At 43.9% G+C, this 22346-nt stretch carries 11 protein-coding genes; 6 read left to right on the plus strand and 5 right to left on the minus strand.

The features are described from left to right. Positions 1-453: 453 nt before the first annotated feature. On the plus strand, positions 454-750 hold the full coding sequence (locus tag QUB39_RS26575) for a hypothetical protein (RefSeq protein ID WP_333212018.1): 297 nt from the start codon (positions 454-456) through the stop codon (positions 748-750). 523 nt (positions 751-1273) lie between these two features. Here the strand turns inward: QUB39_RS26575 and QUB39_RS26580 are convergent. The 4 genes from QUB39_RS26580 to QUB39_RS26595 all read right to left on the minus strand — a co-directional run bounded on the left by QUB39_RS26580 (position 1274) and on the right by QUB39_RS26595 (position 5793). Then, the gene (locus QUB39_RS26580) at positions 1274-1855 is read right to left on the minus strand and encodes a serine acetyltransferase (protein ID WP_333057910.1); all 582 of its coding nucleotides are present in this window, start codon (positions 1853-1855) and stop codon (positions 1274-1276) included. A gap of 195 nt (positions 1856-2050) precedes the next feature. Next, the gene (locus QUB39_RS26585) at positions 2051-3061 is read right to left on the minus strand and encodes a glycosyltransferase family 2 protein (protein ID WP_333057909.1); all 1011 of its coding nucleotides are present in this window, start codon (positions 3059-3061) and stop codon (positions 2051-2053) included. 214 nt (positions 3062-3275) lie between these two features. Further along, positions 3276-4556 (minus strand): glycosyltransferase, encoded by a 1281-nt coding sequence (locus QUB39_RS26590; RefSeq protein ID WP_333057908.1) that lies wholly within the window; start codon positions 4554-4556, stop codon positions 3276-3278. 319 nt (positions 4557-4875) lie between these two features. Then, positions 4876-5793 carry a histone deacetylase gene (locus QUB39_RS26595; protein WP_333057907.1) on the minus strand — a complete coding sequence of 306 codons (918 nt, stop codon included), beginning with the start codon at positions 5791-5793 and terminating at the stop codon, positions 4876-4878. 77 nt (positions 5794-5870) lie between these two features. On the opposite strand from QUB39_RS26595, the gene QUB39_RS26600 reads away from it, so the two are divergent. The 4 genes from QUB39_RS26600 to QUB39_RS26615 all read left to right on the plus strand — a co-directional run bounded on the left by QUB39_RS26600 (position 5871) and on the right by QUB39_RS26615 (position 14849). Further along, a complete protein-coding gene (locus QUB39_RS26600; protein WP_333057906.1) occupies positions 5871-6380 on the plus strand; it encodes a hypothetical protein in 510 nt (169 codons plus the stop codon). 654 nt (positions 6381-7034) lie between these two features. Then, complete coding sequence (locus QUB39_RS26605; protein WP_333057905.1) at positions 7035-11750, plus strand: response regulator; 4716 nt, start codon at positions 7035-7037, stop codon at positions 11748-11750. After that, the gene (locus tag QUB39_RS26610; protein WP_333212015.1) at positions 11716-13743 is read left to right on the plus strand and encodes an adenylate/guanylate cyclase domain-containing protein; all 2028 of its coding nucleotides are present in this window, start codon (positions 11716-11718) and stop codon (positions 13741-13743) included. The genes QUB39_RS26605 and QUB39_RS26610 overlap by 35 nt, the downstream gene beginning before the upstream one ends. Positions 13744-13958: 215 nt before the next feature. Next, the gene (locus QUB39_RS26615) at positions 13959-14849 is read left to right on the plus strand and encodes an alpha/beta fold hydrolase (protein ID WP_333057903.1); all 891 of its coding nucleotides are present in this window, start codon (positions 13959-13961) and stop codon (positions 14847-14849) included. Positions 14850-15529: 680 nt separating this feature from the next. Here QUB39_RS26615 and QUB39_RS26620 read toward each other — a convergent pair. After that, the gene (locus tag QUB39_RS26620) at positions 15530-16411 is read right to left on the minus strand and encodes a Cof-type HAD-IIB family hydrolase (protein WP_333057902.1); all 882 of its coding nucleotides are present in this window, start codon (positions 16409-16411) and stop codon (positions 15530-15532) included. 376 nt (positions 16412-16787) lie between these two features. Between QUB39_RS26620 and QUB39_RS26625 the strand changes: the two genes are divergently transcribed. After that, on the plus strand, positions 16788-22316 hold the full coding sequence (locus QUB39_RS26625) for an ATP-binding sensor histidine kinase (protein WP_333212012.1): 5529 nt from the start codon (positions 16788-16790) through the stop codon (positions 22314-22316). Positions 22317-22346: the final 30 nt, after the last annotated feature.

Here is a 22346-nt window from a genome sequence, read left to right on the forward strand (position 1 = left end):
TATGGTTGCGAGCGCAATTAACGCATTTTCGTCATCAATCAGGTTACGAATACGCCATAAACTTCGTTTTCTACCGCTCGCCATTTTAACTCGTATCAGATTTAACTCATGCCTTCACTTCTCTTGTCAGAAATTTTCAGCCCTCATGATTGGAGCGTGACCAAAATTATTGAGTATTTTTACTCACCCTTGTCTCGGGTGATTCACTTTTACCCCCTCAATCCGACTATGTGCCAGTTTGGGGTGCGGAATGTGGGTTTTAATCTATTCTTATTGTACCTCATAACACCCGGAAGTGCTGTAAGAGTTCCCGCCCTTGGCGCCGAGGGGATCGACCTTAACTGAACCGTATGGCGCTATATTCGAGAAAATATTTATGGAAAAAAGAGAGCATTGCGTTACTGGGAAATCACAACATATATAGATACCATTTCCGAAAACTAAACCTGCTATATGATGACACAAATTCCGGAAGTCTTAGCTAAAGAAGTTGGGAATTTGTATGGAAATACGACTTGGATTGAATATGGTTTTCGACAAAGTAAGAGTGAATTAGGGTGGGCGGATTTCCGAGTCACCCAATATTCACAGATTGAAAAATGGTGGGAAATCGTTTGTAGTGCTTACGTGATGATCGGCCTCTATACTAGGTCTAATAGAGCCGTTAACTCCCAGACTCCATCACCCAGCTCTTTATCCGCAAAAAACTTCTCACTTCTCCACCGCTTTGAGAAACATCAAGACGCTTGATGAAAAAAAAGTTGGAAGAGGCATCTAAACAATTTGAGATTAATATTACAAGCTTTAATTAGCTTTAACTTGATACAATAGTGGCTAAAAATTTTTCCGATTCCACAATTATCTACAGGCTCGATTAAGATCGTTAATGAATTTTTACCCAAATCCCTTCTCTTACTTAATAAATGAGAGTGAATTCTTATTTTCTTCTGCCGCTTAGTGACAGAAGAGAGGTATCTTGCCTACGGCATCTAGTTTAACGTTGTAAGCCCGGTTAAGCATGGCGATCGAGCCGTCGTGGCCGAGCACGGTATAAGAGGAGAAGTGAACATTGTTGCCGATGCGGACCTAGGCGGGATCTCCAAAGACCGTATTGAGCCAGATGCTGCAATTTTCGCCTAGCGCTTACAAGTTGCCATGGCGGGGGAGAAATTCTGTGTATTCTGGGGCACAGGCGTTACAGAATTGGATGTAAAGGCCACGGAACTTGCCGTAACGCATCGCAAGATGGCGGATAATTTTTTGCAATATTGATCTAAGCATTTTCCTGGTTTTTGGTAGATTGAAGAATCTTGGCAGGAATACCTACTGCTGTTTTGCCTGCGGGAATATCTGATAAAACTACAGCATTAGCACCGATATTTACGTCGTCTCCCAAGTTTACTTTTCCGAGGATTTTTGCACCAGCGCCGACGTTAACCCGATCGCCCAATTGAGGGGATTCCAGCGGCTTGTCCAAATAGCGGTTTCCCAACGTTACACCTTGGCGGATAATGCAGTCGTCGCCGATCGTAGAATATCCGTGAATAATAATAGCGTTTTGATGTTCAATCACCACGCGACGACCGAGCTTCACAGTGTAAGGCAAGTCTATCCCGTAACTATTGCGGACTTTTCGGTAGAGTGCTCGATAAATAATGCTCAAAGGAGCTCGCAGTAATTTCGGTTCTACCTGCATTCTCCAGACGCCAAAACGCTGCACTGCTACGGCGCGAAATCCCGGTTTTGTCCAATCTCGACCATGAGCAATCCAGTCTTCTTTAATTTGCTGCCACAGTCCCAGGCCGGGGTCTTCTACTTGATTTTCAGTGGTGATTAAGTTTTGCTCAGTTACCATAAGCTCTAATTGACATTATTTATTGTTTACTCTATTGCTAGATGCCGACGATATTAATGGGTCTATCAGGTTTGTGAGGAAGGAGCAATCCGGTTTTCTCGATCGAGAATACTAATTCCTCGGCTGCATCATAAAATATTTTGCTTGCCTAGGCTAACCTGGTTTAGTTGGCTTTGACCGATTTACCAACTCCCTTTAAAAGTTTTTGGATTTTTCAATCTTACCCCCCTTAAAAAATACACTATTTAATACAAAATCTCTCAGCAATTGTGGTGGATCGCCATCTGGTTTGCCTTGAAGTACGCGACGCACCCTCCAGGCTGCAAAACCCGAAGCCCAGGATACATCAGTTAATGCTGTGTAAACCAAGCCGTAGTTTTTGATAAAGTACCTGCGCCGGGAATCAAACCAATAGGTAGGCAGCCGCTTGGCGGGCTTTTTGGTGTCAGTGACGCCTGAGCTTTGGCCGACTAAGTGCACAACGCGACTTTCAGGTACGTACCAGCAACTCCAGCCAGCTTTGTTCGCTTGCAGACAAAAGTCCATTTCTTCGCAGTACATGAAATAAGCTTCATCCATCAAGCCAATCTTTTCAAATACTTCGCGACGGACGATCATGCTGGCTCCAGCTACCCAATCAGTTTGACAGGTTTCTTGGGAAATCGGAGGCGCTGCGGCCCAGTTGGCTAATAACTTGGATATAAAGCCTGTCCGCCAACCAAAATCGAGTTCTGTCAAGATGTTGTGAAACCGAAAAGCTGACTCCTGGGGCGTGCCGTCGGGGTCTTCCAAGCGGCTGCCGGCGATGCCGGCTTCGGGATGAGTGTCCATGAAATCGACGAGGGCTTTTAAGGCACCTGGGCGAACTATGGTGTCTGGGTTAAGCAGCAGGAAGTAAGGGGGGGGATTGGTGGATTGGAGGGCGGGACGGATCAGGGCGTTGTTGCCGAAAGCAAATCCGCCGTTGCGCTCTAGGGGAACGAAGGATGCCCATTCATTCCAGCCTTCTGAGGCGATCGCACTACTAATTTCTTCGACAGAGCGATCGCCTGAAGCATTGTCGCCAACTACAACTCGCATACCGGGCAGCGATTGAACTTCGCTAACTAGAGAGCGCAAGCAGTCAATTGTCAAACTAGAGGTTCGGTAGTTAACAATGACAACCAGCAGTGGATAGGGGTGATTGGACTCGCTGGCCTTCGACATAAGTACCGTTGTTTGTTTAACAACTTTTTAGCTCAAGTTGTACCCATCTGGCAAGCTGGAGCGATCGCCCGGAGTACAGGTATCGCCTAAGTAGATGAGTCGGAAAATACACAAGTAGTCAAAAGCGAGGGTCACTCCGTGAAACGAAGCAATCCCAAAGCTTCTGACAGCTTTACATTCCTTTACACAGCCCGGTTTATTTGCGCCTACCTACTTACTTTTTTGATTGCTCCAACATTCTTAACAAAAGCTGCCACCGCTGCCGGTGCATTTCTTCGTGAGTCAGGCTGCGAGCCTGTTTCAGACCTGCCATGCCCATATTTTGAAGTAGGTTCAAGTTTTCTCCCGACTGTTTGAGCAAGTTTGCTAAATCAACTGGGTCATTGCAATTACCGATCGAGCCTGTGATGCCGTTTTCGATGCAGTCGCGGAGTCCGGCAGTGTTGTTTGCCAGTACAGGTACGGCCTGGGAATAAGCATCGTATACTATTCTGGGCTGTTCGTCTGAGGTGCTGGGAACCACAACAGCATGATATTGTTGCAGCCGGCTGAAGAATTCTCTCCCGTAAGGAATAGTTCCCAAAACTTCGATCTGTACCGATTTTTGCATTGCCTTGCTGGCTGCTTGGCAGTTGCTTAACAGTTCGCCTTCACCTAGTATGTCCAGCTTGACGGCAATGTTTTCCTCGTCCAAGATTTTCATTGCTTCTAGGAGAACTAACAGACCTTTCTGTGGATGCAATCTGCCCGCAAATAGAATTTTTAGTTGTTTGGGCGAGGCTGACAGTTTTTCCTGCCATATTTTAGTCGCCTCTGCTTCCGAAATGATATTTTCTTCATCTATCCACGAAGCGTGAATTATGTGACTTTTTTTGTGTGGTTTTTTTAATAAACTTTGCTGATATTCTCCCTGTGTAAAGATTGTCAAGTCGGCGCTGTTGATGCACCAGCGATTCAATGTTTCGTATATGTAAGCTTGAATTTTGGCTTTAATGCTGGCAGGGGTTCCCGGCTGCAGCCGCCACGGTGCGGACTCGACTATGAGCAGGTATGGTTTCCGCTGTATCAGGACTATGGGCGTCACTAACCATGCCATCGGAATCGGCCAGCCTGCTACGCCACTATGTACGATATCTGAAGATGCGATCGCGCCCCAAAGCTGGGCAACCGTTGCCGGCAGCAGAAATATTCCTTTGGCCAAGCTATTTGGGGAGGGAAGGTCAATAAATTTAGCATCAGCAAATGATGTTTCCGAATCCACCTCTATGGTATTTTCGGGGAGGGTTTCTCGCACGCACGGAGATGCTAGCGTCAAGTTTTTCAAATACTTAAAGTGTTGAGTTAGGTCTTTAGCCCACATTAAATCGAGATACCTGCAGCCTTTGGAGTCGCGGAAGGATGGGATGTTGAGGACTAGCAGGTAGTGCTTGTCTATGGGCATCAAAGTCGGTTCTTTGGCCCCATCTTCTGTGATATTTAACGAGTTGGAGTCCATAAAATACACTAGGATTGAATGCGATATATCTATTTTAATGCCACTTTAGCCTGTTTTTAGTATTAATTGACACCCTAAACACGCAATCATATCGCCAAAGAATACTGAAGTCCATATTAAATCTCCCCAATCTGGGTCAATACTCCGCACAGTTTTTGGAACTATACTACAAGCCTTACAGGGCAAGCAGCATAAAAAAGTCGAATTAAATGCCGCGTCAGGGGTAGAGATGACTTTGATTTCATTATTTACGCTAGCCTCAAAGTCAAGTAAGAATAAGCCATTGGGCAATAGAAAAAGTGTCCGGACTCTTGCTGGATCAAAGTCGATACTGCCTGTAGGCTTGACTGGCAGCTCGGTGCAGCAGCGAATGTCGGTAAACTAACCCCTTCGCGTCATCGGAATAGCCCCCGCCAATCACGCAGGCAACGGGATAGCCGCCGGCCAAACACGCCATCAAAACTTGCATTTCCCGGCGAAATAAGCCCGTATCAGTTAAAGCTAATTTTCCCAGTTTGTCACCGTGATGAGGGTCTACTCCAGCATCGTATAAAACTAAGTCGGGCTTGACATTTGAAAGCAAATCTGGTAAGAATTTATCCAAGGTTTGTAAATATTCGTCGTCCTCCATACCCACAGGCAAAGGTACATCTAAATCGCCCTTTTGTTTAGTGCCGGGAAAATTGACTTCGCAGTGCATCGAGAAAGTAAAAACACTGCTGTCATCTTGAAATATTACGGCGGTTCCGTCTCCTTGGTGGACATCTAAATCGACAATTAAAACTTTGCGAACTAAACCATTTTTTTGCAAGACGCGAGAGGCGATCGCCAAATCATTAAAAATACAAAAACCAGACCCAAAAGCAGGGAAGGCGTGATGAGTTCCGCCCGCAGTATTGCAAGCCAAACCGTAGTCTAAAGCGAGTTTTGCAGTTAGTACAGTTCCTGCAACCGCAGTGCAAGTGCGGTTAGCCAGGGCCCGACTCCAAGGCAGACCAATTCGCCGAGTCGCTTTGTTATCCAGCGTCCCGTTGCAGTAAGCTTGAACATAGGAGTGGTCGTGGACTAATTCAATCCATTCTTGAGGGGGAAGTTCGGGAGCGTGAAATTGCGATTTATCTGCTACCCCGTCCGCGAGCAGCATCTGGTAAAGCATCCGAAACTTGGCCATCGGGAAGCGGTGAGCCGGTGGCAGAGGTGCAACGTAATCTTCGTGGTAAATAATTGGTAAGTCCATTAAAATTATTGTATAACGAATGAATCTCCAATTGAACGCCTGCAATCTCAAATTTAAATTCGCTGGAGAACTTGTATATGCAACAACTAAAAACAGTCTGGCAGTCCGGCAGCACCGACCCCGAAAATGCTGACAATCTCGATAATATCAGTCAGTGGTGGGGAAACCTGAACGGGAAAGAAATTAGCTGGGTAGAGCGACTGATTCCGCAAATCGGCGGTTTGAGCGAAATTCACTGGCACCCCCAGCGTTTTGACGAAACATTTGTGATAGTCAATCCCGAAATTCGGGAGGAAACTCTCTATTGGTACAAACCAGATTCTCCTGTCCAACGTAACAACACAGTTGACAAATTAGAACTTGACAACTTGCAACAGCAATTGTACATCTATCCTCAGTTGGAATCGGAACTGGTAATTCGCGTAGGAATTCCCGAAGTTAAATATCAAACACTTGAATTAAACAATCCCGAAATCGCCTTGGGCGAAGATAATCTGCTGTTGCTGTGGGAATCTGACCAAGAACTAGAAATTAAAATTTACTTAAGCAATGAAAATATTGCTAAACTTAAGGAATTGCTGGCATAGAAAAGACCGAGAAAATATTTTATAGGGTAAGCTTTGGGTGCGGGGTGGATTGCTATTATATACTCTTAGTTACCTATAAATATCTTAAGACTCAGGAGTCGGTGGGTCAAAACCGAGGTTTTTCACAGCCATACTTTGTTGCAGCGACAAGAGTCAAAAACGGTTTCTTCACCTCGTGGTATGTCCATGTGTGTATCTGTGCTAAAACCCTTTGAACGTGCGAGCAAAATGTCCAGAAAGTTGTGTTATCCTCCGGGCAATTTTAATGCTAAACTCCAGCAAGAAACTGTCCTGGGCGAATCAACCGGGTTGTAGGAAAATACTTGGTCGCAGCCATTGAACAAAGTTAAGAAACCCGGTTGCTTTGGTCTGGAGTGCCTAAGCGATAATTGTTTTTCGGTAGAGTTAATTTGTACAGCAAATCAGGCGATTTCTTTTGACAAGAAAATGTAGTTAAGTACGGTTATTTTGAGTGAATAATTAAGAGAAGCAACCAAGAAATTGAAAAAACATAAGGTGCGTTAGTTGATGGCTAATATCTAAAGTTAATCCTCTATTTGCTGAGTGTGAAAATGTTTAATAAATAATGATGAGCAGAAAAAATCGCTAAATATATTAAATCATCAATCGGCTGCTAGAAATAAAAAAATCACAATGACCAGACAAAAAATGATATTTGACAAAGAAAGTATTCACATTTTAATTATTGACGATCAGCCCCACAACCTGCGGTTTATATCAAATATATTGACGAAAGAAGGGTATAAAGTTCAGCGGGCGATTTCGGGAGAAATGGCGGTCAATGCTAATTTAGCAGTTCTCCCAGACTTAATTTTGCTAGATATTGCTATGCCCAAAATGAACGGATATGAAGTCTGTGCTAGACTGAAATCCAACGAAAAAACTAAGGAAATTCCGGTTATTTTTTTGAGTGTTTTTGAGGAGACTTTTCACAAAGTCAAAGCTTTTGAAGTCGGCGGTGTTGACTACATTACTAAGCCTTTTCAAGTGGAAGAAGTTTTAGTGAGGATCGAAAGTCAATTGACTATACAACAGCTATCAAAACAATTAAAACAGCAGAATGCCCAACTGCAGCAAGAGGTAGAATTTCGCAAGCGAACAGAACAATCACTCCGGGAAAGCAAAGCGCGGTTGCAAAAATTGGCGGTCAATATACCGGGAGTTCTTTATCAATTTATCAAGAAACCAGAGGGAAATTTTAAGTTTGAATATATTAGTTATGCTTGTCGGGAGATTTACGAATTAGAGAGTGAGGAAATATTAAAATGTCCCGACTTTTGCTTCGATCAAAATCATCCAGATGACCACGAATATCTGGTAAAACAAATTGCTACTAGCGCCCAAACTTTAGAACCTTTTGCCTGTGAATGGCGGATTGTTACGCCGTCGGGTAAACTCAAATGGCTCCAATCTAATTCTCGACCAGAAATGCGCGATAATGGCGATATTGTTTGGTATGGCGTACTTTTTGATATCAGCGAGCGCAAGCACGCAGAAATAGAAATGGCTGGAGCTAAAGCTGCTTTAGAACGGCAAGTTCAGCGAGAATTGCTGATTGCAAAAATAACTCAAGAAATTCGCTCAAGCTTGCAGCCAGAACAAATATTTCAAATAGCTGCCACTCAAGTCGGTCTGGCATTCTGCGTCAATCGCTGTTTGATTCATACTTACGTCACTACTCCCCAAGTCGATATTCCTCTGGCGGCAGAGTATCTCGAACCCGATTGCGAATCTATTCGGAACGTACCTGTTCCAATTTGGGGCAATCCTCACGTCATACAAATGATGATACAAGATCTGGCGATCGCCTCGAACAATGTTTATTCAGACCCTCTTTTGCAAGCTGTTCAACCGATTTGCCAGAAGGTTGGGTTAAAATCGATGCTGGCAATTCGCACTTCTTACCAAGGCCGGGCCAACGGTGCTATCTGTTTGCACCAGTGCGATCGTTACCGGGAATGGACTTCCGAGGAAATCGACTTATTAGAAGCTGTGGCTGCTCAAGTAGGGCTCGCTATCGCTCAAGCTAAACTGATCGAACGAGAAAAAAACCGAATTCAGCAGCTCGATCGGCAAAATAAAGTGCTGCAAGCAGAAATTCGCACCCGCGTCCGTGCCGAGCAAGCTCTGCAAGAATCGGAAACAGAATTGCGGGCGATTTTTGCCGCCATGACTGACACAGTTTTAGTGAGAAATGCAGAAGGGCGCTGTATCAAAATCGCCCCGACAGCATCAACAAATTTGGTGAAACCTCCAAGCGAAATGATTAACAAAACCGCTCACGAAGTCTTGCCGAAACCTATAGCAGATTTAGTATTAAATGCGATCCAACAAGCTCTAAAAACGAAGCAAACTATCAATGTTGAATATAGCTTTAAAGTCGGAGAGCGCGACGTTTGCCTCGATGCTAAAGTTTCTCCGCTGACTCCAGATTCAGTGATTATCGTGGCGCGAGATATTAGCGTTCGTAAACAAACAGAATCCGCACTCAGAGAAAGCCAGCACTTCATTCAAGCAATCGCCGATTCCAATCCCAACCTGTTGTACGTTTACGATGTAATTGAACAGCGGAATGTTTATGCCAATCGACAAATTTCGACGATGCTCGGATATACCGCCCAAGAAATACAAGATATGGGTACAGCAATGATGCCAATTCTGCTCAACTCCGATGATTTGCCAAATTTTTTTGATAGCGTACAAAAAGTTGATCGAGCCAAAGACGGTGATGTCGTTGAATGTCAATACCGAATGAAACACAAAAACGGTGAATGGCGGTGGATGCACAGTTGGGATACAGTATTTCTCAGAACAGCCGATGGTAAACCCAAACAAATTCTCGGCACTGCTAATGACATCACAGACCGCAAATTAGCCGAAGAAAAACTGCTAGCATCCCAACAAAGAATCTCATTTTTATTGCAGCAAACGCCGATCGCGGTTATCGAGTTAAACCTCAATTTTGAAATTATTACTTGGAATCCCGCAGCCGTTGCTATTTTTGGCTACAGTGAGCAAGAAGCGATTGGTCGAGTCGCCTCCGATTTAATCGTACCTGAAAGCTATCAACCGCAATTATCTGAGATTTCCAATCACGACTTGAACGCCAAATCCAGTGGCACTACTGAAAATCTGACTAAAGACGGCAGAATTATCATCTGCGAGTGGTACAATACTCAGCTAATTGACGATAACGGTACAGCGATCGGCATTGCTTTAATGGCTGTAGATATTACCGAACGCAAGCAAGCAGAAACGGAACTGCAAGAAAGTGCTTTACGACAAAGAGCGATCGCCCGCATCATTGAAAGAATGCGGCAGACTTTAGATATCCGAGAAATTTTTCACGCCACAACCCGAGAATTGCGCCAAACCATGAAGTGCGATCGAGTCGCTATTTACCGTTTCAATCCAGACTGGAGTGGCGAATTTGTAGCCGAATCCCTTGATCGCAAGTGGGTTTCTTTCATCCAAGCACAGGATACAGATTCTAACCTTACTGAAGGCGCGTTAGACAGCGAACTTTGCCTAGTCCAAAAATTAGATAGTATCTCACCAGAAGTCCACGATACCTATTTGCAACAAACCAAAGGCGGAGCATACAGCCGAGGTAAAACTTACCTTTGTGTCCCAGATATTTACAAGCAAGGTTTCGATAATTGTTACATCCAATTGCTAGAAAGATTTCAAGCTAAATCATACATTATTGTACCAATTTTTTCTGGAAAAAAGCTCTGGGGATTACTAGCATCCTATCAAAATTCTGCCCCCCGCCAGTGGAGTGAAGCTGAAATCAACGTTGCAGTTGATGTAGGTACTCAGCTAGGAGTAGCATTACAGCAAGCGGAACTGCTTGCCCGCACTCAAAGGCAGTCCATGGAGCTGATTAAATCCAAAGAAAACGCCGAAGTTGCCAACCGCGCCAAAAGCCAATTTCTAGCTTCCATGAGCCACGAACTTCGCACGCCTCTCAACGCCATTCTCGGTTTTTCCCAAGTCATGGCCCGCAACAGTTCTATCACGGAAGAACAAAAAGAATACATAGAAATTATTAACCGCAGCGGCGAACATTTGCTAGAACTCATCAATGATGTTTTGTCAATGTCCAAAATAGAAGCAGGTCAAATTACTATCAATCCTAGCCGCTTTAATCTCTACGACTTTCTCAACAGTCTCAAAGAAATGCTGCAACTAAAAGCCAACTCAAAAGGCTTGTATCTAATTTTTGAAAATTCCCATAATTTGCCGCAGTACATTCAAACAGACGAAGCTAAATTGCGGCAAGTTTTAATTAACTTGGTCGGCAATGCAATTAAATTCACTCAACACGGAACCGTTACTTTGCGCGTCAGTAGCCACGCTGAAAAAGACGCCATAGAAGAAAACAAATCCCAATTGTATTTTGAAATTGCCGACACGGGACCCGGCATTTCTCCCTCAGAAATTTTCACATTATTTAAGCCCTTTGTACAAACCGAAACTGGTCGAAATTCCATGCAGGGGACTGGTCTGGGGTTGCCGATCAGCCAACAATTTGTCCGAATTATGGGAGGTGATATTGCGGTTGAAAGTAAACTCGGTCAAGGCACAATTTTTAGCTTTAATATCTGGGTTAACTTAGTAACACAAAGTGATGAACAAGAAAAACCGCCGATTAAACAAGTTATTGCTTTAGAAGCAGGACAGGAAACTTATCGGATATTAATAGTTGAAGATGTAGCGGAAAATCGCCAACTGCTGCTTAAGCTGCTAGTACCCCTGGGATTTGAAGTCCGGGAAGCAACTAACGGTCAAGAAGCAATTGCTTTGCATTCAACTTGGAAGCCGCACTTGATATTAATGGATATGCTGATGCCCGTGATAGATGGGTATGAAGCGACAAGAGAGATTAAGAAAACTATCGAAGGTAAAGAAACAATAATTATTGCCTTGACGGCCAGTGCTTTTGATGAGCAGCGACAAATAATTTTGTCTGCTGGTTGTAACGATTTGATATGTAAACCGTTTCGGGAAGAGGTACTTTTTGAAAAGATAGCGCATCACCTCAACCTGCGTTATATTTATGAAAAAGAGAACTTATCTACTTCTTTTTCTACACCGACGCTGCTTAAAAGTTTGACCACCGAGGATTTGAGTGTAATGCCCACAGACTGGGTGGTCGAGTTGCACCGAGCAGCACTTTGTGTTGACGACAACCGCATCCTCGATCTGATCAAGGAAATTCCCGAAACTGAGGCAAATCTCGCTAACGCTTTAACAGATTTAGTCGATAATTTTCGGATAGATATCATTATCGATTTAACTCAATTATATTATGATGAACGACCATCCATTATCAGCGACTCGTAAAGACATTCTGATCGTTGACGATATGCCGGATAATTTGCGACTTTTATCCACTATGCTGACATCTTACGGGTATCATGTCAGGAAGGCTATTAACGGACACTTGGCTTTGCAAGGGGCACAAATATCTCCTCCCGATCTAATTTTACTAGATATTAATATGCCACAAATGAACGGGTATGAAGTTTGTGAGCAGTTAAAGTTAAGCGAAAAAACTCAAGATATTCCGGTAATTTTTATTAGTGCGCTAGATGACGTGCTGGAAAAAGTTAAAGCTTTTCAAGTAGGAGGAGTGGATTATATTACTAAACCGTTTCAAGTAGAAGAAGTCTTAGCCCGCGTCCAAAACCAACTTTCTCTTCGTTCGCTGCAATGCAAACTGCAACTGCAAGCTAGGGAACTGCACGATCGCAATTCGAGATTGCAGGAAGAAATCGCAGAACGGCAGCGGGCTGAAGAATCAATCCGGTTTTTGCTGGAAACGACGCGGGCGATCGGCGAAGCTGTAGACTTTCACTCAGCTTTAGAAGTAATTTTGCACCAAGTGGGCGAAACAATCGGATGGGATGTAGGAGAAGCTTGGATTCCCAATGCAGAAGCAACTGTGCTGCAATCTGCCAGGGGCTGGTATGCCAGCAACGCGAGGATGGATGCGTTCCGCAAGCAAAGCGAACAACTAACATTTGCCATGAATATAGGCCTGCCGGGACGAGTTTGGGCATCCAAGCAACCGGAATGGGTAGAAGATATTTCCAGGGGCTACCCGCATTTTTTCCGAAGTCAAATAGCACTAGAACTCGGATTCAAAGCGGGTTTTGGTGTGCCGATTTTGGTAGGCGATGAAGTATTGGCAGTGCTAGTTTTCTTTAAAATTTCGTCGGAAGGGAAAGACGCACAATTTATAGACGTTTTCAATGCGGTAGGCACTCAATTAGGTTCTTTGATTCAGCGGAAACAAGCAGAAGAATTGCTACGTATTGCCCAAGAAAAATATCACAGCATTGTAGAAAATGCGATGGAAGGCATTTTTCAAAGCACGCCTTCAGGAGGCTATCTCAGCGCTAATCCAGCTTTGGCAAAATTGTACGGTTACGACTCGCCAGAAGAACTGATGTCCGAGATTAACAATATTGCTCAGCAACTGTACGTTGACCCGGAACGCCGCCTCGAGTTTGTGGCTGCTATGGATGCTGAAAATGCCGTTTCGGGGTTTGAATCTATGGTATGTCGCAAAGACGGGCGCCGGATTTGGGTGTCAGAAAATGTTCGGGCTGTTCGAGATTCAAAAGGTAATCTGATCTACTATGAGGGTACTGTTTCTGACATTACAGAACGTAAATTAGCGCAAGAAGCGCTAAAAGTTCAACAAGAACAAAGCGAGAAGTTGCTGTTAAATATTTTACCCAAACCAATCGCAGAACGGTTGAAGGCGGAGCAAAGTACGATCGCCGATAGTTTTGCCCAAGTAAGTGTTTTATTTGCTGATATTGTTGGCTTTACTGAGTTGTCTGCTAGAATGTCTCCCACCGAGTTGGTAAAGCGCTTGAACGTAATTTTTTCGCACTTCGACCAGTTAGCTGAAAAGTACGGTGTGGAGAAAATTAAGACTATTGGCGATGCTTACATGGTAGTCGGGGGGTTGCCTACGCCGACACAGGATCATGCCGAGGCGATCGCCCAAATGGCCCTGGGAATGCAGGAAAAAATAGCAAAGCTGTGCGCCGAGACAGGGGAAAAACTGGCAATTCGCGTCGGCATCAATTCCGGGCCGGTGGTTGCGGGAGTGATTGGTGTGAGCAAGTTTACTTATGATTTGTGGGGAGATACGGTGAATGTAGCGGCGAGGATGGAAGCTACGGGTTTTTCAGGCAGCATTCAAGTTACTGATGTTACTTATGAGCTTTTGAAAGATAAGTATATGTTTGAGAGGCGAGGCGTGATTCCGGTAAAAGGTAAGGGGGATATGATGACTTATTGGTTGCTAGGAAAAAAGTAAAAATTGGGAATGGGGCATTGGGAATGGGGCATTGGGAATGGGGCATTGGGAATTGGGAATGGGGCATTGGGCATGGGGAATTGGGCATTACAACAAATAACAAATAACCAATAACCAATAACCAATAACCAATAATTCCTGACTACTGACTACTGACTACTGACTACTGACTTCTGCTATGATGAAAGTAGTTAACGAAACTTTACATAATAGCCGTGACTGCACAACAATTAGTATCTGCAACGAGTTTTGAAAAGCTAATTTGGACTTGGAAAGGTCACAAAATCCAATATACCGTCCAAGGAACCGGCCGCCCTCTGATCTTGATTCACGGATTTGGGGCTTCGATCGGACATTGGCGGCAAAATATCCCCGTACTCGCAGCCGGCGGCTATCGCGTATTTGCGCTGGACTTGCTGGGATTCGGTGCTTCCGCCAAACCAGCCCTAGATTACACTCTGGAATTGTGGGAAGAATTGCTGACTGATTTCTGGGCGGATATGGTACTAGAACCGGCGGTATTTGTCGGGAATTCGATCGGCGCTTTGCTGAGTTTGATGGTAGTCGCCAACCATCCAGAAATATCAGCCGGCGGTGTCTTAATCAACTGTGCCGGCGGACTCAACCACCGGCCCGACGAACTGAATTTCCCGCTGCGAGTAGTGATGGGGACTTTTACTAAATTAGTTCGATCGCCCCTGATCGGCCCGTTTGTCTTCAACAACATCCGCCAAAAACACCGCATCCGCAACACCCTGCGCCAAGTCTACGGGAACCGCGAAGCCATCACTGACGAACTCGTAGAACTCCTCCACGCCCCCTCCTGCGATCCCGGAGCTCAACAAGTGTTTGCATCGATTCTCACAGCCCCTCCAGGCCCTCAACCGTCAGAATTGCTGCCCAAAGTCGATCGTCCGTTATTGGTACTTTGGGGCGCAGACGACCCCTGGACGCCGATCGCCGGCAGCCAGATTTATCAACAATTGGCCGCCAATGATAAACCCGTGAAATTTGTTTCCATTCCCAACACAGGCCACTGTCCCCACGACGAGCGGCCGAGTGAAGTCAACGCTCTGATTTTGGACTGGCTGGTGGAAGTGAAGTAAAATTTTTCCGATCGAGGCAACCCTTGAGCGATCGAGTCAAACCCTTGCAGTGCAAAAGTTTTGCCTCGCTCCACCGCACCGACACCCCGGCAGAAGCCGACTCAAAAAACAATTTTTGGAAAAAGTATTGACACAATTTACTGAGTCAGCTATATTGATGGACGTGTGAGGAGCGAACCAGAAGAAGCACCGAGACGAAACACGGCCAGTCGTCGGTGCTTTTTCTGTTGAAAGGCATTTTTAAGAGTTTGAAATTATTTATAATTCATATCCAGAATATCTGTAAGCCCGCCCCGCTTTCTTCAATTCTTCCTTCGCGTTATTCGCGTCTTCGCGGTTCGTTAAATAAATATTCTGATGTTGCAAAAAAAGTAATTGATTGCACTTGATCTCGAAAAATCCGAAAGTGTGGATTGTTTTTGATCGTCAAAATTTGATTGCATAGAACTCAAAACTAGAGAGTTACAGCACTTTCCAGGTAAGTGAAGTACAGAGAAACCGGGTTTCTTGAATAAAACCGGTTTCTGGCGAGAAATCCAGAAGAAACCCGGTTTCTGGGGTGTACTTTATAAACCTGGAATCCGCTGTATATAATAAATTGTCGCTGGGTCGGGGCGGGTTGATCTAGATTTTTTCCAGATGTCGCTAAACCCACCCCTGCGGTATTGGTGCTGCAAATATCAACGATCGCCCAAAACAAATTGTTCGATCGCAGCCGCCACCCCATCTTCCTCCACATCCGGCGCCACCCAATCAGCAGCAGCCTTCACCCCATCAGGAGCATTGCCCATCGCCACGCCCACGCCCGCATAGGCAATCATTTCTACATCATTAAAATTGTCGCCGATCGCCATCACATTCGCCGCCTGCAAACCCAAAAGTTCCTCCGCTAAATACTGCACCGCATCTCCCTTATTCGCCACAGGATGCGTAGCTTCAAAAAAAGTAGCAACGGATCGAGTCAAATAAAGCTCCGCAGGCGTGTAACGCAGCCGCATACTGCTGAGCAAGCCGTCGAGTACCCCCGGATTCTCGCACAATGCCAAAACTTTCGTCGGTTCCCCCGGAATATCTCGCCGCAAATCTTTAATCACCATTGGTTCAATGCCCGATCGTTCGGCATAAATTCGGGTAGCTGCAGTAATTTCCGGCACGTAAAGTTGGTCGTCAATGTAGAAATGGATCGAAAGCAGCGGTCGCAAATGCGGTTCTTCAAAATAATCTAACAGTTGCAGAGCAGTTTGTTTCGACAGCGGCAAGTGCCGCAGCCGCTTTTGAGTAGCGTGATCTTGAATCCACGCGCCCTGGTAGCAAATCAGTGGCAATGTTGAGCCGATGTCGCGGTGAAAACGCAAAGCTGATCGGTACATCCTGCCCGTAGCGACGGCTACTTTCACTCCCCGCGACTCGGCCGCCAAAATTGCCTGCTTGACTGGTTCTCGGATAGTATTTGACATACCTGCGATCGTGCCGTCTATATCCACTACCAGCAATTGAATGTCTGCGGTGCCAAAAGCGCGATCGGTCGCCTTAGCTGGATTTGAGGCAGTTATATTCTGCATGATTTTTTTAGATTTTAGCTGTTGATTTGCACGCACCCGTTTATTTTGCCACTGGTGGGATAGCAAAGTGCCACTTCTGATTTTTTGAATACTAAAATAATATAGATAACTAAATAAGCGACAAAAAAAGTATCTAGGAGGACTCTTTCGGGATGGATTTAGTTAAGCTATAGAATAGTAGCCAGTTTACTGCCGTAAAAACCGCACTCGACCGACGCTGTGTATTTTCACTTACTTAATAATACTTGTGTGCAAAAAGAATGCAACTCTAAGCCCGCGAGCCAAACCCTTATATCATCAATCATTCCCAATCTAAAATCTAAAATCTAAAATCTAAAATTGTCTAACCGCATCTTTGAAATTACCCCCAACTATCATGATTTCTATTCCGGGATACCGCATTGACGGAGAACTTTATACAAACTCTCACACAGTAATTTATCGAGGTCTGCTGCTTGAGGAAGAAAAACCCGTTATCCTCAAAACTCTCACGCCGCTATACCCTACCCCAGCCCAAATATCCCAACTGCTGCACGAATCCGAAATTCTTAAAAATTTGAATTTACCCGGAATAGTCAAGCTTTACAAAATAGAAACATACAATCACTTTCCTGTTTTAGTTTTAGAAGATTTTGGTGGGATTTCCCTAAAAGAGTTTCTCAGCAACAACCAGCTAGAGTTACCACAATTTCTGCATATTGGCATCAAACTAGCAGAAACTATTGGGCAACTCCACGAACACCACATCATCCATAAGGATATTAAACCCAGCAATATTATTGTCAATATCGAGACAGGAGATGTCAAGATTGCTGATTTTGCGATCGCCTCCCTGCTACCGGGCGAAAACCCCGCCCCCAGCCATCCCCATTTACTCGAAGGCACTCTCGCCTATATGTCTCCTGAACAAACGGGGCGCATGAATCGGGCGATCGACTACCGCACCGATTTTTATTCTTTAGGCGTCACCTTTTATGAAATGCTTTGTGGTGAATTGCCTTTTCAGGCGATCGATCCCATGGAATTAGTACACTGCCATATTGCTAAAACGCCAGTTTCTCCTTGGGAAAACAGAAATAAAAAAGTAGAAAGCAAAAGCATCGAAGGCAGAATCTATCAAGTAGGAACCAAGGAGATTCCTCAAGTCGTTTCCGATATCGTCATAAAACTCTTAGCAAAAACAGCCGAAGACAGGTATCAAAGTGCTTTCGGACTTTTGTACGACTTGGAAAATTGTCTCGATCAACTGCAAACTATAGGCGAAATTTCCCACATAACCCTCGGCGAGCAAGATCAGTCAAGTCACCTGCAAATTTCCCAAAAATTTTACGGGCGAGAAGCAGAAGTTAATCTGCTTCTCAGTATCTTCCAGCGTATGAGGCGGGGCAATACAGAAATCGTGCTGATTTCCGGTTCTGCAGGTGTGGGCAAATCCTCGTTAGTATATGAAGTTTACAAGCCGAGTCGGCGGGAAAATGGGTATTTTATTGACAGCAAATTTGAGCAATTTAAACGAGATATTCCTTACGCTTTTTTGCTCCAAGCTTTTCAAGATTTGTTGCGACAAATTTTTACAGAAAATGCCGCAGAAATTCATGTTTGGAAACAAAAAATTTTAAAAGCAATCGGCGGCAACTGCCAAGTAATTATTGAAGCTATTCCCGAAGTAGAACTGATTGTCGGGCCGCAGCCCCCCGTCCCAGATTTAGGAGCCAATGAATCTCAAAATCGCTTTAATTTAGTATTTCAAAACTTCATCCGCGTCTTTGCTCAAAAAGAACACCCCCTAGTAATTTTCCTGGACGATTTGCAGTGGATCGATTCAGCATCTCTCAAGTTAATAGAACTGCTAGCAACTGACATGGGGACTCAATATTTATTAATAATTGGAGCTTATAGAGAGCAGGAAGTAGATGCAAATCATCCCCTAATCATTACCGCCGAAGCAATTAAAAAAGCAGGCGGCACTGTGAGTGCGATCGCCCTTTCGCCTTTAGATATAAGCAGCGTCAACCAATTCCTTGCCGATACTTTGAACTGCGCCCCCGAAAAATCCCTAAGTTTAGCAGAATTGCTTTGGCGAAAAACCGCTGGCAATCCCTTCTTTTTAACTCAATTAATCAAATTTCTTTACTCAAAAAGCTTGATTCAATTTCAAATTTTACCCTCCCATAATTTGAGCGAGCTAGCTGAACCTAGCCTGTCGGCCTTAGCGCAACCAACCTCCGAGCAAATTGTGAAAAAATGCCATGTCACAGGCGAGTGGCAGTGGGATATCGAACAAATACAAGAAATGGGAATAACTGACAATGTTGTAGAATTAATGATAGATAACATTCAGAAACTTTCAGACAATACCCAGGAACTGCTTAAATTAGCCGCTTGTATCGGGAACAAATTTGATTTAAAAACTCTCTCGACAATCGCCGAAAAGCCTGTGGCGTCCGCAGCAACAGACCTTGGTGAGGCACTTCAGTCCGGTCTAATTTTGCTCGTGAATAACGCCTACAAAATTCCGATCGCACTAGCAGCAAGCACAGAAGTAACAGACACAATATCTAGAGACTTTACCGATAAATTTTCCCTACCAGTGGCTGATGTTTCGAGCGCCACTTACAAATTTTTGCATGAGCGAGTGCAGCAAGCAGCTTATGCTTTAATATCCGATTATCAAAAACAAGAAATTCATCTCAAGATAGGCAACTTTTTACTTCAAACTGCACCCCCAGAGCAATTAGAAGAGCATATCTTTGATACCGTAAACCAACTAAACTCTGCCAAAGAAATCATCAGCAGCAAATTAGAACAATTTCAATTATGCCAATTAAATTTAATTGCAGGCCGCAAAGCAAAAGCAAGTGCCGCTTACCAACTTGCCCTCAAATATCTAACCGCAGGTATTGAACTGCTTCCTCCCCAAAGTTGGCAAACTGACTACGACTTGACTCTGGCACTCTACGAGTCAGCAGCAGAAGCTGCTTACCTGAATACCGACTTTGAACCCATGGAGAAATGGGCGATAATTGTCCTGCAACACGCAACAAATGAACTAGACAAAATCAAAGTGTTTGAAATCAGAATCATAGCTTGTGCGATGCAAACCAAACTCCAAGAATCGGTAAAAATTGGTCGGGAAGCACTAAAAATGTTAGGAATTAACTTTCCCGACTCGCCGATTCCCCTCCACATTCAGCAAGCACTCGCTAAAACAGCAGCTTATTTAACAGACAAAAAAATAGAAGATTTAATAGACTTACCGATTATGACAAATCCGCACAAATTAGCCACTATGCGTGTGCTTTCCAGTATGTTTTCAGCTACATTTATAGTTGAACCTGTCCTGCTGCCGCTCATTGTGTGCGAGCAAGTAAATTTATCTATTAATTACGGAAACTCTACTTTTTCTGCTTTCGGTTATGCTAATTACGGAGCAATTTTAAAAGGAATAGTTAGAGATATTGAATCAGGCGATCGCTTTGGTCAATTAGCTTTAAATTTGAGCGATAGATTAAATGTGTTAGAATTCAAAAGCAAAACGCTTAATTTAGTAGCCTTCATTTTGATGAACGGCAAGCATCACGTTAAAGACTCTTTGCCGCTATTAGAGGACGCCTATCAAAGTGCGCTAGAAAATGGGGATTTAGAATGTGTCGGATATTCAGCCGTAAATATTTGTCAGTCTTTGTATTTCCTCGGTCAAGAATTGCCACAACTGGAACGAAGAATAGTAAGTTACAACCATTTGCTGTTTCAACTCAAGCAAGAAACTGTATTAACTTGGAATCAAATATATCTGCAAACTATTTTGCAATTGATGGGGAAATTGGAAAGTCCACACCTTGTATTAGGTGAAGCATACAGCGAAGAAAAGTTGTTGTCGCTACTGTTAAAAGCTAACGATCGCGTGGGATTACAGCACTTTTATTTGCAGAAATTAATAATCTCCTATTTATTTGGAGATACCGCTACAGCCCTAGAAAATTCAGCGCTAGCCGAAGTATATTTAGACGGAGTAGCAGGCTTTATTAATGTTTCTGAATACCAGTTTTACGATTCTCTAGCCCGCCTAGCCGCCTATCCCTCTGCAACAGAGGGGGAACAAGAAGAGCATATTTTTTACGCTGTCAGTAACCGAAAAAAACTGCAACAGAAAGCGCTTTATGCACCCATGAATCTTCAGCACAAATGCGACTTACTTACGGCAGAAAAAGCGCGTGTTTTGGGCAATATTGTGAGAGCAATGGAATATTACGATCGCGCAATTGAAGGAGCCCAAGAAAACGGATACATACAAGTACAAGCACTAGCAGCAGAATTGGCAGGAGCATTTTATCTATCCATAGGAAGAGAAAAAAATTCTAAAACTTACTTAACAGAAGCGCGTTATTGCTATCAACGCTGGGGAGCAACAGCCAAAGCAGCGCATTTAGAATCCAAATACTCGCACTTGCTAACTTCAAGCTCGATTTCAACTAATATTGAAACTCACAAATCTACCAGCAGCGCTTCCACTACGAACGACGCTGCAGGCGTGCTAGACTTGACTACCGCAGTGAAAGCATCGCAAACCTTAGCCGGGGAAATAGTTCTAGACAAACTGCTGGCAAAAATGATGAAAATTGTTATTGAAAATGCCGGGGGGCAAAGAGGCTTTTTAATACTAGAAAAAGAGGGTCAATGGGTGATTGAAGCATCAGGATCTGTAGATGTCGATCGCGTTGCTGTCATGCAATCAATTCCGATAGATTTTGTAGCCGACGATCGAGAAGTAACTTTGCTGGCAGTTGCAGTTGTCAATTACGTTGCCCGCACCCAGGAAAGTATAGTTTTAAACGATGCCAGCAGCGAAGGACAATTTACTCGCACACCCTATATAATGGCCGTTCAACCTAAATCAATTCTTTGCACTCCGTTAATTAATCAAGGCCAACTCACGGGCATTCTATATTTAGAAAACAATCTGACTACAGGCGCTTTTACACAAGACAGGTTAGAAATATTAAAACTGCTGTCTTCTCAAATTTCTATCTCCATCGAAAATGCCCAACTTTACGCCAACTTGCACCAATTCAATCAGAATCTCGAAAATTTAGTACAGCAGCGTACCTCCGAACTCTCCCAAACTTTAGAAGACTTAAAATCGGCTCAAAATAAACTGGTAGAATCGGAAAAAATGGCGGCCCTCGGAGGGTTGGTGGCAGGTGTTGCCCACGAAATCAATACTCCCATCGGCATCGGCATCACCGCCGCCTCCCTGCTTGCTGAAAAAGCCACAAAGTTTTTTGAGGTTTACAGTAACGGCCAAATAAAACGTTCCGAGTTAGAAAAGTTTCTGGATACCGCCGTGCAAAGCAGTAATATGATCTTATCTAACCTCACGCGGGCAGCAGACTTGATTCACAGTTTTAAAGAAGTAGCTGTGGATCAGTCGAGCGAGTTAAAACGCACGTTTAATGTTAAAAACTATCTAGAGGAAATTTTGACATCCTTAAGTGCCAAACTCAAAAGAACTAAGCACAAAATAGAGATTAAGTGTGATGAAAATATTGTAGTGGACAGTTATCCCGGCGTAGTGTGTCAAATTGTGACAAATCTGGTGTTGAATTCGCTAATTCACGCCTACGATGGAGAAGACGCAGGAATTCTGGCTTTTGATTTCAAACTAGAGGGCGATCGGCTAATATTTGAATATGCCGATAACGGCAAAGGAATTGACCCAGAAAATCTCAGTAAAATTTTTGAACCATTTTTTACCACCAAAAGAGGTCAGGGAGGCACGGGATTGGGACTGCACATTATTTATAACCTTGTTACTCAAAAACTAAAAGGCACAATTAGCTGTAGAAGTCAAGTAAATAAAGGCACAAGATTTATGATTGAATTTCCCGCTAAAATGAGCAGTTAGTTATTATACGGCCAACATGGATATAAGTTT

Source organism: Microcoleus sp. AT8-B5 (assembly GCF_036705565.1).
Lineage (GTDB): Bacteria > Cyanobacteriota > Cyanobacteriia > Cyanobacteriales > Microcoleaceae > Microcoleus.